The sequence below is a fragment of the Streptosporangium pseudovulgare genome, from assembly GCF_014648055.1.
GTDB lineage: Bacteria > Actinomycetota > Actinomycetes > Streptosporangiales > Streptosporangiaceae > Streptosporangium > Streptosporangium pseudovulgare.
Genome location: NZ_BMQJ01000008.1, coordinates 146,063 through 161,337, shown reverse-complemented (window position 1 = coordinate 161,337; position 15,275 = coordinate 146,063). Strand labels below are relative to the sequence as shown.

The following is a 15,275-nucleotide window of genomic DNA, read 5'->3' as shown; positions in this document are numbered from 1 at the left end:
CCGGTTCCGGCCCCTCCCGGCCGGGGGTCCCGGCGTCCGGTCATCCCCGTTCCGGCGCCCCTCCCGGCTTCGCCGTCCCGCCCGGTTCCGTCGTCCCGCCCGGCCCGAGAATCGTCTCGGCCATCGCCCGCGCCGCCAGCGCGGGGTGCGCGCCGGGGCGGGTGACGGCGTGGGCCAGCACCCCGTCGACGAGCACCAGGATCTGGTCGGCACCGAACTCCGGGTCCGGGTGGCCGTGCCGGGTCAGCTCGGCGGCGAAGATCCGGTGCAGCTCCCCCTTGTGGGCGCGGACCTCCGCGTGCGCCGGGTGGTCCGGGTCGGAGAGGGCGAGTTCGGCGGCGGTGTAGCGGCAGCCGCGGAACGCGGGCCGCGTGGTGACCCGCTCCAGCTCGTCGAAGACGGCCAGGACGCGCTCGCGGGGGTCGTCGCCGGCCGCGTCCATGGTCTCCCGGTAGCGGTCGGTGGTGGCCTGGGTGCGCAGCATCTCGGCGATGAGCCCGTCCTTGCCGCCGAAGTGCTGGTAGAGCGAACGGCGGGCGACGTCGGCCCGGCTGAGGATGGCGTCCACGCCGACGTGAACGCCATGGGTGTAGGTGAGCTCGCGGGCGGCTTCCAGCAGCCGCTCGCGCGGTCCCGGTCTCGTGGTCGTGGTCACGGCTCCGATCCTCGCACGCGGTTGACAGTAGACCAACCATTCTATCTAATGAGGCGCTGTATACCGATCGTTCTATCTATCCACTGGAGCGGCCATGCCACGCCGGGGCACCCTGCCCACCGTCCTGACCGGTGTCTTCATCACGATGCTCGACTTCTTCATCGTCAACGTGGCCATCCCCACCACCCAGCGCGACCTGCACGCCGGGGCCGCGGCCATCGAGTGGGTGGTCGCCGGATACGGCCTGGCCTACGGCTCCGGACTGGTCCTCGGCGGCCGGCTCGGTGACCTCTTCGGCCGCCGCCGCATGTTCGCCGTCGGGCTGGCCCTCTTCACGCTGGCCTCGGTCGCCTGCGGCCTGGCCCCGGACGTCGGCACGCTGATCGCCGCCCGCGTCGCGCAGGGTGCGGCGGCCGCGCTGCTCTCCCCCCAGGTGCTGGCCGTCCTGCGCACCGCCTACCACGGGGCGGCCCAGGTCAGGGCGCTCAGCGCCTACGCGATGACCATGGGCCTGGCGGCGGTGTTCGGCCAGATCATCGGGGGCGTGCTCATCCAGGCCGACCTGTTCGGCCTCGGCTGGCGGGCCTGCTTCCTGATCAATCTGCCGATCGGCGTCGCCGCCCTGGTGATGACCGGCCGCGTGGTGCCCGAGAGCCGATCCGCCGACGCCGTACGGCTCGACGTCGGCGGGGCCGCACTCGTCACGCTCGGCCTGGTCGCCACGCTGCTGCCGCTGATCGAGGGCCGTGAGCAGGGCTGGCCACTGTGGACCTGGCTGTCCTTCGCCGTCGCCGCCGCCCTCCTCATCGCGTACGGCCGGCGGCGGCACGAGTCACCGCTGATCGACCTCACCCTGTTCCGCGAGCGGGCCTTCACCGCGGGGCTGCTCACCCAGCTCGCCTTCACCATGGGCATGGCCGCCTACTTCCTGGTCTTCGCCCTGTACGTCCAGGAGGGCCGGGGCCTGGACGCGCTCCAGGCCGGCCTGATCTTCACCCCGATCGGCGCGGGCTACCTCGCGGCCTCGCTGCTCGCGCCCCGGCTGACGACCCGCCTCGGCCGCCAGACGATCGCCCTGGGCGGGCTGACCAGGGCGACCGGCCTGACCGCCCTGCTCGTCGCGGTCGCCTGGGACGCGCCGATCGGCTGGCTGGTGCCGATCCTGGTCGTCGACGGGGTCGGCATGGGCCTGGCGCTCGCCCCCATCATGGGCACCGTCCTGGCCAGGGTCGCCCCGCGGCACGCCGGCGCCGCCGCCGGGATCCTCACCACGGCCCAGCAGGTCGGCTCGGCCATCGGCGTCGGCGTCGTCGGCATCGTGTTCTACGGCGATCCGTCGGCCGGGGTCGCGGGGGCGTTCCGGCACGGGCTGGTCTACCTGATCGTGGTCACCCTGGCCGTCGCGGCGCTGGTCCAGGCCGTGCCGCGCACCCCCACCCCGGCCCGGACCCCGGCCCCGGCCGCCGCCTGACCGGCCGGGAACGGGCCGCATCCGTGACGCGGCCCTCCCGGGCGGCGCCGTACGGCGCGGGCCACGCTCCGGGCGGCCCGGGACGGCGCGAGCAGGCCGCTGATCGGCCGCGCGGCCGGTCAGCGGCCGGTGAAGGTGGCCTTGGTCTTCTCGGCGAAGGCCCGCATGCCGTCGCGGGCGTCCTCGGTGGCGAACAGGCCGGAGAACTGCAGGCGCTCGATCTCCAGGCCGGTGGCCAGGTCGGTCTCCAGGCCGCGGTCCACGGCCTGCTTGGCCGCCCGCACGGCCAGCGCGGGACCGCCCTTGAACTGCGCGGCGTAGGCCAGCGCCTCGGTGTGGACGTCGGCGTCCGGGACGACCCGATCGACCAGCCCGATCTGCAGGGCCTCGGCGGCGGAGACGTGGCGGCCGGTGAAAATGAGGTCCTTGGCCCGCGCCGGGCCGACCAGTCGCGGCAGGCGCTGGGTGCCCCCGGCGCCGGGGATGATGCCGAGCAGGATCTCCGGCTGGCCCAGCTTGGCCGACTCGCCCGCGATCCGGATGTCCGCGCACAGCGCCAGCTCGCAGCCGCCGCCCAGGGCGTAGCCGGTCACCGCCGCGATGACCGGCTTGCCGATCCCGGCGACCGCGGTGAAGCAGCCCTGGAGGGCCGCGGAGTGGACGGCCATGTCGGCGTACGACATGCCGGCCATCTCCTTGACGTCGGCGCCCGCCGCGAAGACCTTCTCCCCGCCGTAGAGCACCACCGCGTACACCTCGGGGTCGGCGTCCACCTGGCGGGCGCAGTCGCGGATCTCCTCCTGGACCTGCCGGTTGAGCGCGTTCATCTTCGGCCGGTCGAGCCGGATCGTCGCGACCCCGTCGGCCGTCTCCACCCGCACGAACTCACCCATGGCCGTCCTCTCCTCAGAGCAACCCGTCACCCGCACCCTAGAGGAGCGCCTCGCCGTCCCAGTAGCCCCGCCCGCCCTACGGCGGGAGGTGTCGGCCGGGTTTCGGCGGTCCGGAAAATGACCTCTTCCTCTACAAGATCTCAACAGGTATGGTCGAGCCGGTCATCGAAAGAAAGTTTCACCAATGGAGGAACATTGGGCAAGAAGCTTCAGATGCTGGCACTCCCCGTCGCGGCCGTCGCGCTGACCGCCCTGGCGGGCGCCCCCGCCCAGGCCGCCACCGGTTACGACCGCTGCCACGCCGGGTCCTACTGCATGTTCTCCGGCCTCGACGGCACGGGCGACATGATCGAGATCAAGAGCGACACCCCGGACCTCGCCGCGCTCGGCATGGCGGGCCGGGCCAAGTCCGACTGGAACCGTACGGCCTCCTACATCCACCTGTACTCCGAGTCCGGCTACGGCGGCTGCTCCGCCGTGACCTCCCCCTGGGGGAAGGGCAACTTCTACACCCCGTTCCGCGACTTCTTCCACTCGGTCCGCTTCGACGGCGTCAACGGCCCGTCCTGCCTCACCACCTTCACCGGCTCCCCGGCCGACTCGCACGGCTGATCCGACTCCGGCGGGCCCGTCCCCGCCCGCCCGGCCGGGTCACGCCCGGCCGGGCCTTCAGAACAACAGGTAAACATTTCCTCACTGAAAGTAGCGTCATCGGTTAATTCTGCATGGCACAATCCGGCTGTGCGTAGAATCAGGTTCACGCAGTCAGCTCGGAAGCACCGCGTCGGCAGGGCACGAGCCATGTACGTCATGCGAGCCAGCCCACCCAGGGTGGTGCCGTCGCCCGGGCCGCACCTGGACGAACAGTGGCACTGGCTGGGGCCTGACGACCGTGGCCTCCAGTTGGAGGTCATCGCGGTGCTGACCGAGAAGTGCCTGCTGGTCATCCACGTCATGCCGACCGCACTCAGGAGGAGCACGCCATGACCGAGTACCGCGGCGACTGGCCGCCGGAGGACGTGGAACTCACCCTGGACGACGCCTCGGACGTCGACCTGGACGCCGAGGAGATCTACGACAGGCAGGGCAATCGGATCGACCGGGCGTACGTGGACGCCGCCGTGGCCCATGTCCGGCGATCAGTCGGCCGCCCTTCGCTCAGTGCGCCCGGGGAGCGGTCACCGCAGGTCACCTTCCGCCTCACCGCCGAGGAGAAGAACGCCGCCAAGGCCCTTGCCGAACGCGAGGGAAAGACGGTGTCCCAGCTGGCCAGGGAGGCCTTCGCCCGGTACATCCGCGAACACGGGGACCACGCGGCCTGACCCCGCCCCGGAGAGATGCCCGGCGGCGTCAGTTCAGCGGCATCAGGCCCCGGGTCCCGCCGGCGGGCTCGGCCCGCGCGGCGGCCTCGGCGATCACCTTCCGGTAGACGCGCTCGTAGCCCGCGGCCATCGCCTCGACGCCGAAGTGGTCCGCCACGTGGGACCGGCAGGCGTGCGGGTCGAGCTTCCCGGCCGCCTCGATCGCCTCCGGCAGTTCCTCGGGCCGGTCCAGGACGAAACCGGTCACCCCGTCGGCGACGACCTCGGGCACCGCTCCCCTGCCGAACGCCACCACCGGCGTGCCGCAGGCCATCGCCTCGATCATCACCATGCCGAACGGCTCCTCCCACAGGACAGGGAAGAGCAGGCAGCGGGCCGCCGCGAGCAGTTCGCGCTTGCCGACGGCGTCGGCCTCGCCGACGTACTCGGCGTCGGCGCCGAGCCTGGGCGCGACGTGCTCGGCGAAGTAGTCGCGCTCCACCGGCTCGGTGAGCTTGCCGGCCAGCATGATCCGCCGCCCGGCCGCGCGGGCGGCGTCGATGGCCAGGTGCGCGCCCTTGTCCTCGTTGAACCGGCCGAGCCACAGCACCCAGTCCTCCTTGTCCTCGCGGAAGGGGAAGGAGGCGATGTCCACCGCGTTGTGGACGACCCCGGCCCAGGGCAGCTCCGGGGCGCTGCGCCGCTGCGCTCGGGAGATGCCGACCATCACCACGCCGGCGCCGAGCGAGCGGTAGTAGTCGCCGAACTCACCGTCCATCGTGAGGTGGCAGGTGATCACCGTCGGGACGGCCCGGCACCCGGCGTGCAGCGGCCCGGCCAGCGAGTGGTCGTGGACGATGTCCGTCTCCAGGCCGGAGAGCATGCCGTGCGCCCGGGCCGCGTGCAGCACCTCCGGCATCGCCTCGCCGATCCGCTCCGACGGCGGCACGGCGTAGGTCGCCAGGAAGCGGGCCGACGTGCCGGGCTTGCCCGCGCCGATCAGGGTGACCTCGTGCCCGCGCCGCGACAGCCCCGCGACGAGGTCCGCCACCATCGACTCGATGCCGCCGTACGCCGCGGGCGGCACGTCGTACCAGGGGGGAGCGATCATCACGACGCGCAGCCCCCCGCCGCGCCACCCGGCCGGCTCCTCTTCAGTGATCATCCTCGCCCCCGCTCCCGGCCCCCCGGCCTGTCGATGTCCTTTCCCGGGTCCTCGCCTCCCGGGCCTGCCCGTCACCGCGCTCTCCCCGGCCCTGGGCGCTGAAGACGCCGCCCGGGGCCGACACCGGCGGGCGCGGCTCGTCGTGCAGGATGATCCCCTCGGGCAGCCCGGCGACGGAGACCTTCCCGTCGCTGACCTCGATCGTCAGCCGGGACCCGGCGAGCGGCATCCCCTCGACCCGGATGTCCTCCATCGGCACGGGGTCCAGCCACACCTGCCCGTAGGGCACCCAGGGGTCGAGGCGGAGCATGTTGCGCAGCAGGTGGATGGGCGACGCGGCGGCCCACGCCTGCGGGGTGCAGGAGGTGGGGTAGGGCACCGGCGGGGAGAAGTCGCCCCGGTCGAAGCCGCAGAACAGCTCGGGCAGCCGCCAGCCGAACGCCTCCGCCGCCTCCATCAGGCCGGAGGCGATCCGCCGCGCCTCCTCGGCGAAGCCGTACCGGATCAGCCCGGCCACGATGATGGAGTTGTCGTGCGGCCAGACCGAGCCGTTGTGGTAGCTCATCGGGTTGTAGGCGCCCATGTCGGAGGCCAGGGTGCGCACGCCGTACCCGGTGAACATGCGCGGCGAGAGCAGGTGTCCGGCGACGGACGCGGCGCGGTCCTCGTCGACGATGCCGGTCCACAGGCAGTGACCGGGGTTGGAGGCGACGGAGTCGATGCGGCGTCCCTCGCCGTCGAGGCCGATGGCGTAGTAGCCGCGCTCGGGCATCCAGAACCGGTCGTTGAACGCCTCCCGCAGGCGCTCCGCCCGCCCCTTCCACTCCTCCTCCAGGGTGATGTCACCGGCCTCGTGGGCGAAGTGGGCGCGCGCGTTGTAGGCGGCGTAGACGTAGCCCTGCACCTCGGCCAGCGCGATGGGCGGCCGGGCCAGGGTGCCGTCGGCGAAGGTGACGCCGTCGAAGGAGTCCTTCCAGCCCTGGTGGACCAGGCCGTGGTCGGTCTTGCGGCGGTAGGACAGGAACGGGTCGGCCGACCTGGTGATCCAGCCGAGCGCCTCGTCGGCGTACGGCAGGAGCTCCTCCACCTCCGCGCCGAGCAGGCCCCACCGGCGCAGCTCGCCCAGCAGCATCACGAACAGCGGGGTGGCGTCCACCGAGCCGTAGTAGGCGAGGCCGCCGGCCTGGGCTCCGAAGCGCAGCTCGTGCAGGATCTTGCCGGGCTCCTCCTCGGTGAGCGGGTCGCAGGTCTTGCCCTGCAGCCTGGCCAGGCGGCGCAGCGTGCCGAGCGCCAGCGACTGGTCCATCGGCAGCGCCATCCAGGAGGTCAGCAGCGAGTCGCGGCCGAACAGCGTCATGAACCACGGCGCGCCCGCGGCGATCGTCGGCGGCTCCTCGGGCCGGTCGGGGTCGAACAGCCGCAGCGCCCCCAGGTCCTCCCGGGAGCGGCGCAGCACCTGGGTCAGGGTGCGGTCGGAGGTGACGACGGCCGGGCTGAGCCGGTCCCAGTCGGCCCGCCGCCGGGCGGGCTCGGCGTGCTCCGGCGGGTGGCGGGTGGAGAACCGGGCGGGCAGCTCCTCGCCGTCCAGGATCGGGTTGACCTGGACGGTGGCGGTCCACTCCCCCCGGGCGGGCACGACGATCCGGAAGGCGAGGATCCCGGGCATGGAGATCGGCTGCGGCTCGGCCACCACCCGGGTCCCCCGGCACCGGCTGGCGGAGAAGATCATCAGGCCTGTCCGGTCGGGCGTCGTCTCCACGTCGAGCACGTGCCGGATCCGCCCCGCCTTGACCTCGAACAGGTCGGCCAGGTCACCGGCCAGGTGGATGTCGACCAGGCATCCGGCCGGCTCGTCGGACAGGTTGCGCAGCGTCAGGTCCTCGCGCAGGCCGCCGCCGACATAGCGGTCCCTGACCACCAGCAGGGTGCTCTCCGCGCGCCCCGGCCGCGGCGCCGCCCGGCCGACGAACGTCGCGTGGTACGGCTCGGTCACGAACACGTTGAGCGGTTCCACCCCGACGTCGTCGATCCGCAGCTCCCAGCGCGACAGCAGCCGGGTGTCGGCGGTGTAGACCCCCTGCGCCCCGCCCGGCACGATGTCCCCGCCGCGCCCGGACACGCAGAAGGAACCGCTCTCCACCAGGGTCACCGCGCTGTCGCCCAGTGCGCCGGGCTGGCCCTCGAAAGTCCACCCGTTCACGTCTTCTCTCCAGTGCGTACGGCTCGCGGGCCTTCGCCTCCAACCCGTTGCCCTTCCCGCCCCGCCCGGGAGGAGAACCGCCCGCCGGATCCCCATGCGCAGGTTTTACCTGCTCAGCGCCGTCTCCTCCGCCCGCTCGACGTGACCGCCGCATTGTGGGCGGATCGATCCGTTCGAGGTGCGGAGACGGCCGGGTCCGGGAGTCGCCGGGCTGACAGGGTGAAGAAATTCTTCGCTACGTGTCGGCAAAGTGAAGAATGTTATTGACATCACGGGCCCGGCTTCGCAGGCTGTCTCGCATCGGATTCCCCCAGCCGAGGAGCGTTCGTGCGACGATCGTCCCCCCTCCGCCTGGCGGCCGCGGCCATCGTGGTCGCAGGCGGCCTCTCCCCAGCGCAACCGGCCTCCGCCACACAGGCGGCCGTTCCCGACAGCCGGCAGGCGGCCTTCACCGAGGCGGCCAAAGCGTACGGCGTGCCCGAGAGCGTCCTGCTCGGCGTGTCCTACCTTGAGTCGCGCTGGGACGCCAACGCGGGCAAGCCGAGCAGCTCCGCCGGGTACGGCCCGATGCACCTCACCGACGCGGCCGAGCTGAGCGGCGGGAACCACCACGCCGAGGGCACCGAGGACGCCCGGGGTGACGACGGCCGCCCGCTGCCGGCCCCCCAGGCGGCGCCGGCGCCCGCCGAGGTCCCCGCCTCGCTCAGGACACTGGAGAAGGCGGCCCAGCTCACCGGCGTGAGCCGCGAGGAACTGCGCGGCGACCCGGCCGCCAACATCCGCGGCGGCGCGGCCCTGCTGGCCGACTACCAGAAGGCGCTCGGCGCGCCGCTCAGCGACGACCCCGGCCAGTGGTACGGCGCGGTGGCCCGCTACTCCGGCGCCGAGGAGGCCGAGGCGGCGAAGTTCTTCGCCGACGAGGTCTACGCCACGATCGAGTCCGGCGCCGAGCGCGTCACCGACGACGGCCAGAAGGTCGAGCTGAGGGCCGCCCCCGGCCTGCGGAAGATGGACGGCTGGCTGGACAGGCTGGGCCTGCGCCGGCCCGTCCGCGGCGAGGCCGAGTGCCCGCCCACCGTCTCGTGCGAGTGGATCCCCGCGCCCTACCAGGCGCTGCCCGGTGACGACTACGGCAACCACGACACGTCGAACCGGCCGGTCAACCAGCAGATCGAATACATCGTCATCCACGACATGGAGGGCTACTTCGCCCCCTCCGTGCGGCTGGTGCAGGACCCCGCGCGCCCGGCGAGCTGGCACTACTCGGTGCGTTCCGTGGACGGGCACATCGCCCAGCACGTGAAGACCAAGGACGTCGCCTGGCAGGCGGGCAACTGGTACGTCAACGCCAAGTCGATCGGCATCGAGCACGAGGGGTTCCTCGGCGAGGGCGCCTTCTGGTACACCGAGGCGATGTACCGCAGCTCGGCCCGGCTGGTGCGCTACCTCGCCCAGCGCTACCAGGTCCCGCTCGACCGGGCGCACATCATCGGCCACGACAACGTGCCCGGGACGATCGCCTCCACGGTGCGGGGCATGCACGAGGACCCGGGCCCCTTCTGGGACTGGGCGCACTACTTCCAGCTCCTCGGCCGCCCGCTGCACGGCACCGGCGGCCCGCGGACCGAGTCGGTGATGATCCTGCCCGACTACGAGAAGAACCAGCCGTACTACTACGGCTGCGACCGCAAGAACCCCGAGGCCGACTGCGCCCCGCACGGCTCGGCGTCGGTCTGGCTGCGCACCGAGCCGCGTGAGGACGCCCCACTGGTCAAGGACATCGGCAAGCACCCGACCGGTGACTCGCTCTACAGCGTCTACGACCACAGCGCCCGCGCCGCCACCGGCCAGCGCTACGCCGTCGCCGACCGCCAGGGCGACTGGACCGCGATCTGGTATCTCGGCCAGAAGGCGTGGTTCCACAACCCCGCGTCCCAGCCCACCGCGGTGCCGTCCAAGGGCCTGGTGGTGACGCCCAAGCCGGGCCTGGCGAGCGTGCCGGTGTACGGCAGGGCGTACCCGGAGGCGGAGGCGTACCCGGCGGGCGTGCCGTACCAGACGATCAGCCCGCTGCAGTACACCCTCGCCGCGGGCCAGCGCTACACCGTCGGCCTGACCGCGGTCGGCGAGTACTACCGGGCGGTGACCTTCGATCCCGCGAACCACCAGGTGATCCGCGGGAAGCAGAAGTACTACCAGATCCAGTTCGGCCACCGCGTGATGTTCGTCAAGGCCGAGGACGTGGTGGTGTCCGCCACCTGACCCCCGGGCCGCCGGAGGACGCCTGGCCCTCGGAACGCCGAGGACGCCTGACCTCCGGTGCGCCGGAGGACGTCCGATCCCCGGGACGCCGGAGGGCACGGAGAGGACATGAGAGGAGGGGAGCCGGGCGTGTGTGCCCCGGCTCCCCTCCTCCCTTTTCTCCGTCCCCGCCCGGCCGCCGGGATCGGCTTCTCCGTCCCCGCCCGGCCGCCGGGATCAGCGCAGGGTGCCGTTGGTCATCCCCGCCGGCTCCTCCGGCACGGTGACCAGCCCCAGCTCGGCGGGCGTGTCCATGAGCGGGTGGTCGGGGACGACCCGGACGCTGTAGCCGAACGAGCCGGTGCGGTCCAGCGGGACGGTCCCGGCGAAGACGGCCCTGCCGTCGTCGCCGTCGGACTCCAGGGCCAGGGTCGTGTACGCGGGCCGTACCAGCTCGTCGTGGAGCCCGACCGGGCCGTAGGCGGCCTGGACGCGGACGTCCTCCGGGCGCAGTTCGCCCAGCGCGATGGTGGCGCGCACCTCCAGCGACGCGCCCACCTCGGGGGTGTCGCCGAGGTTGGAGGTCTCCACGTGCTCCACCCGCACCCCGGGCCACGCCTGGGCGAGGCGGAGCTTCCAGGCGGCGAAGCCCCTGGCCGGCTCGTAGCCGTCCTTGAGCAGCGCGCGGCCCGACGTGGCGGCCGGGGTGTAGAGGTCCACGACGTAGTCGCGGAGCATCCGCCCGGCCAGGACCTTGGGCCCGAGGGAGGTCAGCGTGTGGCGGACCATCTCCAGCCAGCGCAGCGGCAGGCCGTCGGCCGCCCGGTCGTAGAAGCGGTCGGCCACCTCGTGCTCGACCAGGTCGTACAGCGCCCCGGCCTCCAGCTCGTCGCGGCGGTCGGGGTCGCCGACGCCGTCGGCGGTGGGGATGGCCCAGCCGTTGGTGCCGTCGTACCACTCGTCCCACCAGCCGTCGCGGATGGACAGGTTGAGCCCGCCGTTCAGGGCGGCCTTCATCCCGGAGGTGCCGCACGCCTCCAGGGGGCGCAGCGGGTTGTTCATCCACACGTCGGCGCCCTGGACCATGAGCTGGCCGAGCGCCATGTCGTAGTCGGGCAGGAAGACGATGCGGTGCCGCACGTCCTCGGCGTCGGCGAACTTCACGATCTGCTGGATGAGCTTCTTGCCGCCCTCGTCGGCCGGGTGCGCCTTGCCGGCGATCACGATCTGGACCGGCTTGTCCGGGTCGAGGAGGAGCTGGCGGAGCCGGTCGGGGTCCTTCAGCATCAGGGTGAGCCGCTTGTAGGAGGGCACCCGGCGGGCGAAGCCGATGGTCAGCACGTCCGGGTCGAGGGCGTCGTCGATCCAGCCCAGTTCGGCGCGGGAGGCGCCCCGGGCGAGCCAGGAGCGGCGCAGCCGCTCGCGGGCCGCCTCGACCAGCCGGGCGCGCAGCCGCCCGCGGATGGCCCAGACGTCGGCGTCGGAGATCTTGTTGACGCCCTCCCAGCCCTGGGCCCGCTCGACGAGCGAGGGCAGCTCCCGGCCGGCCAGCTCCATGATCTCCCGGCCGACCCAGGTGGGCGCGTGCACGCCGTTGGTGATCGACCCGATCGGTACGTCGGAGGCGTCGAAGCCCGGCCACAGGTCCTGGAACATCTCCCGGCTGACCTCGCCGTGCAGCTCGGAGACGCCGTTGACCCGCTGGGCGAGCCGCATGCCCATCGCGGCCATGTTGAACTTGCCGGGCTCCTTCTCCGCGCCGAGCGCGAGGATGCGGTCCACCGGGACGGTGGGCCAGGCGTTGTCGCCGCCGAACTGGCGGGCGATCATCTCGGCCGGGAAGCGGTCGATGCCGGCGGGGACGGGCGTGTGGGTGGTGAAGACCGTGCCGGCGCGGACCGCCTCCAGCGCCTCGTCGAAGGAGAGCCTGCTCTCGGTCAGCTCGCGGATGCGCTCCAGGCCGAGGAAGCCCGCGTGGCCCTCGTTGGTGTGGAACACCTCCGGCTCGGGGTGGCCGGTGACCCGGCAGTAGGCGCGGATGGCGCGGACGCCGCCGACGCCGAGCAGCAGCTCCTGCATCAGGCGGTGGTCGGTGCCGCCGCCGTAGAGGCGGTCGGTGACGTCGCGGGCGGCGGTGTCGTTCTCGGCCACGTCGGAGTCGAGCAGCAGCAGCGGGACCCGGCCCACCTGGGCGATCCAGATCTGGGCGTGCAGGGTGCGGCCCTCGGGCAGGCCGATCGCGATCCGCACCGGCGTGCCGTCCTCCTCCCGCAGCAGGGTCAGCGGCAGGCCGCCCGGGTCGAGGGAGGGGTAGTGCTCCAGCTGCCAGCCCTCCGGCGACAGCGACTGGGTGAAGTAGCCGTGCCGGTACAGCAGGCCGACCGCCAGGATCGGCACGCCCAGGTCGCTGGCGGCCTTGAGGTGGTCGCCGGCCAGGATGCCCAGGCCGCCGGAGTACTGCGGCAGCGCGGCGGCGATGCCGTACTCGGGGGAGAAATAGGCGATGGCCCGGGGGGCGTCGGGGACCGTCTGGTACCAGCCGGGCGCGGTCGTGTACTCGTGGAGGTCGTCCGCGGCGTCGGCGACCCGCCGCAGGAAGCGGCGGTCGGCGGCGAGCTCGCGCAACCGCGCCGGATCGACGGCGCCGAGCAGGGCGACCGGGTCGTGACCGACCCTCTCCCACACCTCCGGATCGACCTCGGCGAAGAGGTCGAGCGTCTCGGGGTGCCATGACCAGCGCAGATTGCGCACAAGCTCGCCCAGCGAGGCCAGCTCCGGAGGAAGAACGGTGCGTACGGTGAACCTGCGGATTGCTCTCACGCTGCCAGACCCTAGTTACTCAGCGCCACGGATGGCGACCTCGACACTCACGCGTCTCCCCCTCACCGCTATCAATCGCCCCCAAACACATCAAAGAAGGGTCGATCGCGGGGTGGCCGTTCACCGGCCCAACTCGCCCGGGAAAGCGAGGGTTCCCCGGTCTTTCCCTCACAGGTATGAAGATGGACTATTGGGGCAGGCATCTAGGGGCCGACCGCTCCACCCCCTCGGGAACCGGTCCCCCGTGAGCGTGGTCACGCCCCCGGGTGCCGGTCACGGGGTTGTTTGAAAAAAACGAAGATCTTTCCTTGCCGACTTCTCCGGCGGTACCGGTGTGCCGTCGCTACCTTGAGACGCGATGATCGGACGAATTCCCATCCTTGACGTGCACCCGACGGTCGAGTGCGGGCGTTACCCCGCCAAGGCCGCCGCGGGCGAGACCTTCGAGATCTCCGCCACCGTGTTCCGCGAGGGACACGACGCGGTGGCGGCCGGCGTGGTGCTCACCGCCCCCGACGGCACCCGCGGCCGGTTGCTGCCCATGGCCGAGCTGGCCCCGGGCACCGACCGCTGGGGGACGGAGGTGACCCTGCCCGACGAGGGCGAGTGGCACTTCCGCGTCGAGGCGTGGAGCGACCCGATCGCGACCTGGCTGCACGACGCGGGCATCAAGATCCCGCGCGACATGGACACCGAGCTGATGTGCGAGGAGGGCGCCCGGCTCTTCGAGCGCGCCGCCCGTGCCGTACGGCCCGCCGACTGCCCCTCCGTCCCCGCCCCCTCCGCGGCGAAGGGCGCGAAGGGCGCCCGGAACGCGAAGGCGGCCGGCCGTACGGCGGTGCGGGCCTCCTCGGGCGCGGCGGCGGCCTGCGGGCACCGCGCGGCGCTGCTGGAGGTGGCGGCCCGGTTGCGCGACCAGGCGGTGGACCCGCGGGCCCGGTTCGCGGCGGCCCAGTCGGCGGAGACGGCCGCGCTGCTGCGCGCGCACCCGCTGCGCGACCTGGTGACCCGGACCGGCAAGCGGGTGGTCAGGGTCGAGCGGCGGCGCGCGCTGTTCGGGTCGTGGTACGAGTTCTTCCCGCGGTCGGAGGGCGCGATCGTCCAGGAGGGCGTCGCGCCCAAGTCCGGGACGTTCAAGACGGCGGCCCTGCGGCTGCCGGCCGTCGCCAAGATGGGCTTCGACGTCGTCTACCTGCCGCCGATCCACCCGATCGGGCACAGCTTCCGCAAGGGGCGCAACAACACGCTGACGCCGGAGCCGTACGACCCGGGCTCGCCGTGGGCGATCGGCTCGGAGGAGGGCGGCCACGACGCGATCCACCCCGACCTCGGCACGTTCGAGGACTTCGACGAGTTCGTGGCCAAGACCCGTGAGCTGGGCATGGAGGTCGCGCTCGACCTGGCCCTGCAGTGCTCGCCGGACCACCCGTGGGTCAGGGAGCACCCGGAGTGGTTCAACGTCCGCGCCGACGGCACCATCGCCTACGCCGAGAACCCGCCGAAGAAGTACCAGGACATCTACCCGCTGAACTTCGACAACGACCCCGAGGGGATCTACGCCGAGGTGAAACGGGTGGTGCGGCTGTGGATGGACCACGGGGTGCGGATCTTCCGGGTGGACAACCCGCACACCAAGCCGGTGGCGTTCTGGGAGCGGCTGATCGCCGACGTCAACGCCACCGACCCGGACGTGCTGTTCCTGGCCGAGGCGTTCACCCGGCCGGCGATGATGCGCACGCTGGGCAAGGTGGGCTTCCAGCAGTCCTACACCTACTTCACGTGGCGCAACTCGCGGGAGGAGGTCGAGAGCTACCTCACCGAGCTGTCCCACGAGACGTCGCACTACATGCGGCCCAACATCTTCGTCAACACTCCGGACATCCTTCACGAATACCTTCAGCATGGGGGTGTCCCGGCATTCCGCATCAGAGCGGTCCTCGCGGCGATGTCGATGCCGACCTGGGGCGTCTACTCCGGTTACGAGCTTGCGGAGAATGTCCCGGTTCGTCCGGGCAGTGAGGAATACCTCGATAGCGAGAAATATCAGTACAGACCTCGCGATTGGGCCGAGGCCGAGCGCGAGGGCCGTAGCCTCGCCCCGCTGATCACGCAACTCAATTTGTTGCGAAGAGCTCACCCGGCGCTCCAGGAACTGCGTAACCTACGGTTCCACAGCGTCGACCATCCGGACCTGGTCTGCTTCTCCAAGCGACTGCCCGGTGCCTACGACACGGCCACACGACGGCACGGCCTGGGCGACGTGGTGCTGACGGTTGTGAATCTCGACCCGTACCACACCCACGAGGCCACGGTGTCGCTGGACATGCCGGCCCTCGGTCTCGGCTGGAACGACGAGTTCGTCGCCGACGACGAACTGTCGGGCGAGTCGTACCACTGGCGGCAGAACAACTACGTGCGTCTCGACCCTCATGTCCGACCAGCACACATCTTCACTCTGCGCGCCCCGGCGAACCAGCGGTGAGCAGGCCGGAGCACGCGATACCGGTTGAAGAAGCGGGGAGTCCACTG

General features: G+C 72.1%; 11 protein-coding genes. 6 read left to right on the top strand and 5 right to left on the bottom strand.

Features of this window, described 5'->3' with window-relative positions:
- Positions 1–40: 40 nt before the first annotated feature.
- Entirely contained in the window at positions 41–655 is a 615-nt protein-coding gene (locus IEZ10_RS17645) for a TetR/AcrR family transcriptional regulator (protein ID WP_189247603.1), read from the bottom strand.
- Positions 656–749: 94 nt separating this feature from the next.
- On the opposite strand from IEZ10_RS17645, the gene IEZ10_RS17640 reads away from it, so the two are divergent.
- The gene (locus tag IEZ10_RS17640; protein WP_189247602.1) at positions 750–2,126 is read left to right on the top strand and encodes an MFS transporter; all 1,377 of its coding nucleotides are present in this window, start codon (positions 750–752) and stop codon (positions 2,124–2,126) included.
- 119 nt (positions 2,127–2,245) lie between these two features.
- On the opposite strand, the gene IEZ10_RS17635 is transcribed toward IEZ10_RS17640, so the two are convergent.
- A complete protein-coding gene (locus IEZ10_RS17635) occupies positions 2,246–3,019 on the bottom strand; it encodes an enoyl-CoA hydratase/isomerase family protein (RefSeq protein ID WP_189247601.1) in 774 nt (257 codons plus the stop codon).
- Between the two features lie 213 nt (positions 3,020–3,232).
- On the opposite strand from IEZ10_RS17635, the gene IEZ10_RS17630 reads away from it, so the two are divergent.
- From IEZ10_RS17630 to IEZ10_RS17620, 3 genes are all read left to right on the top strand, one after another.
- Positions 3,233–3,631 (top strand): peptidase inhibitor family I36 protein, encoded by a 399-nt coding sequence (locus IEZ10_RS17630; protein ID WP_189247600.1) that lies wholly within the window; start codon positions 3,233–3,235, stop codon positions 3,629–3,631.
- Positions 3,632–3,829: 198 nt separating this feature from the next.
- A complete protein-coding gene (locus tag IEZ10_RS17625) occupies positions 3,830–4,006 on the top strand; it encodes a hypothetical protein (protein ID WP_189247599.1) in 177 nt (58 codons plus the stop codon).
- A complete protein-coding gene (locus tag IEZ10_RS17620) occupies positions 4,003–4,341 on the top strand; it encodes a plasmid mobilization protein (protein WP_189247598.1) in 339 nt (112 codons plus the stop codon). The genes IEZ10_RS17625 and IEZ10_RS17620 overlap by 4 nt, the downstream gene beginning before the upstream one ends.
- 28 nt (positions 4,342–4,369) lie before the next feature.
- Here IEZ10_RS17620 and IEZ10_RS17615 read toward each other — a convergent pair whose 3' ends face one another.
- Together IEZ10_RS17615 and IEZ10_RS17610 are read right to left on the bottom strand one after the other, a co-directional pair.
- Positions 4,370–5,485 carry a glycosyltransferase family 4 protein gene (locus tag IEZ10_RS17615; protein WP_189247597.1) on the bottom strand — a complete coding sequence of 372 codons (1,116 nt, stop codon included), beginning with the start codon at positions 5,483–5,485 and terminating at the stop codon, positions 4,370–4,372.
- Positions 5,475–7,685, bottom strand: a complete 2,211-nt coding sequence (locus tag IEZ10_RS17610; protein WP_229811371.1) for an amylo-alpha-1,6-glucosidase — start codon at positions 7,683–7,685, stop codon at positions 5,475–5,477. Before IEZ10_RS17610 ends, IEZ10_RS17615 begins: the two co-directional genes overlap by 11 nt.
- A gap of 327 nt (positions 7,686–8,012) precedes the next feature.
- Between IEZ10_RS17610 and IEZ10_RS17605 the strand changes: the two genes are divergently transcribed.
- Positions 8,013–9,947, top strand: a complete 1,935-nt coding sequence (locus IEZ10_RS17605) for a peptidoglycan recognition protein family protein (RefSeq protein ID WP_189247595.1) — start codon at positions 8,013–8,015, stop codon at positions 9,945–9,947.
- 216 nt (positions 9,948–10,163) lie between these two features.
- Here the strand turns inward: IEZ10_RS17605 and glgP are convergent, their stop codons facing one another.
- Positions 10,164–12,746, bottom strand: coding sequence for an alpha-glucan family phosphorylase (gene glgP / locus IEZ10_RS17600; RefSeq protein WP_189247594.1), 2,583 nt, complete (start codon positions 12,744–12,746; stop codon positions 10,164–10,166).
- A gap of 358 nt (positions 12,747–13,104) precedes the next feature.
- Here glgP and IEZ10_RS17595 point away from each other — a divergent pair, with 358 nt between their 5' ends.
- Positions 13,105–15,228, top strand: coding sequence for an alpha-1,4-glucan--maltose-1-phosphate maltosyltransferase (locus IEZ10_RS17595; RefSeq protein ID WP_189247593.1), 2,124 nt, complete (start codon positions 13,105–13,107; stop codon positions 15,226–15,228).
- The last annotated feature ends 47 nt before the right edge of the window (positions 15,229–15,275 follow it).

Coding starts and splice junctions, on each gene's coding strand:
- IEZ10_RS17640 (WP_189247602.1), top strand. CDS start 750: ATGCCACGCCGGGGCACCCTGCCCACCGTCCTGACCGGTGTCTTCATC.
- IEZ10_RS17635 (WP_189247601.1), bottom strand. CDS start 3,019: ATGGGTGAGTTCGTGCGGGTGGAGACGGCCGACGGGGTCGCGACGATC.
- IEZ10_RS17630 (WP_189247600.1), top strand. CDS start 3,233: ATGCTGGCACTCCCCGTCGCGGCCGTCGCGCTGACCGCCCTGGCGGGC.
- IEZ10_RS17625 (WP_189247599.1), top strand. CDS start 3,830: ATGCGAGCCAGCCCACCCAGGGTGGTGCCGTCGCCCGGGCCGCACCTG.
- IEZ10_RS17620 (WP_189247598.1), top strand. CDS start 4,003: ATGACCGAGTACCGCGGCGACTGGCCGCCGGAGGACGTGGAACTCACC.
- IEZ10_RS17615 (WP_189247597.1), bottom strand. CDS start 5,485: ATGATCACTGAAGAGGAGCCGGCCGGGTGGCGCGGCGGGGGGCTGCGC.
- IEZ10_RS17595 (WP_189247593.1), top strand. CDS start 13,105: ATGATCGGACGAATTCCCATCCTTGACGTGCACCCGACGGTCGAGTGC.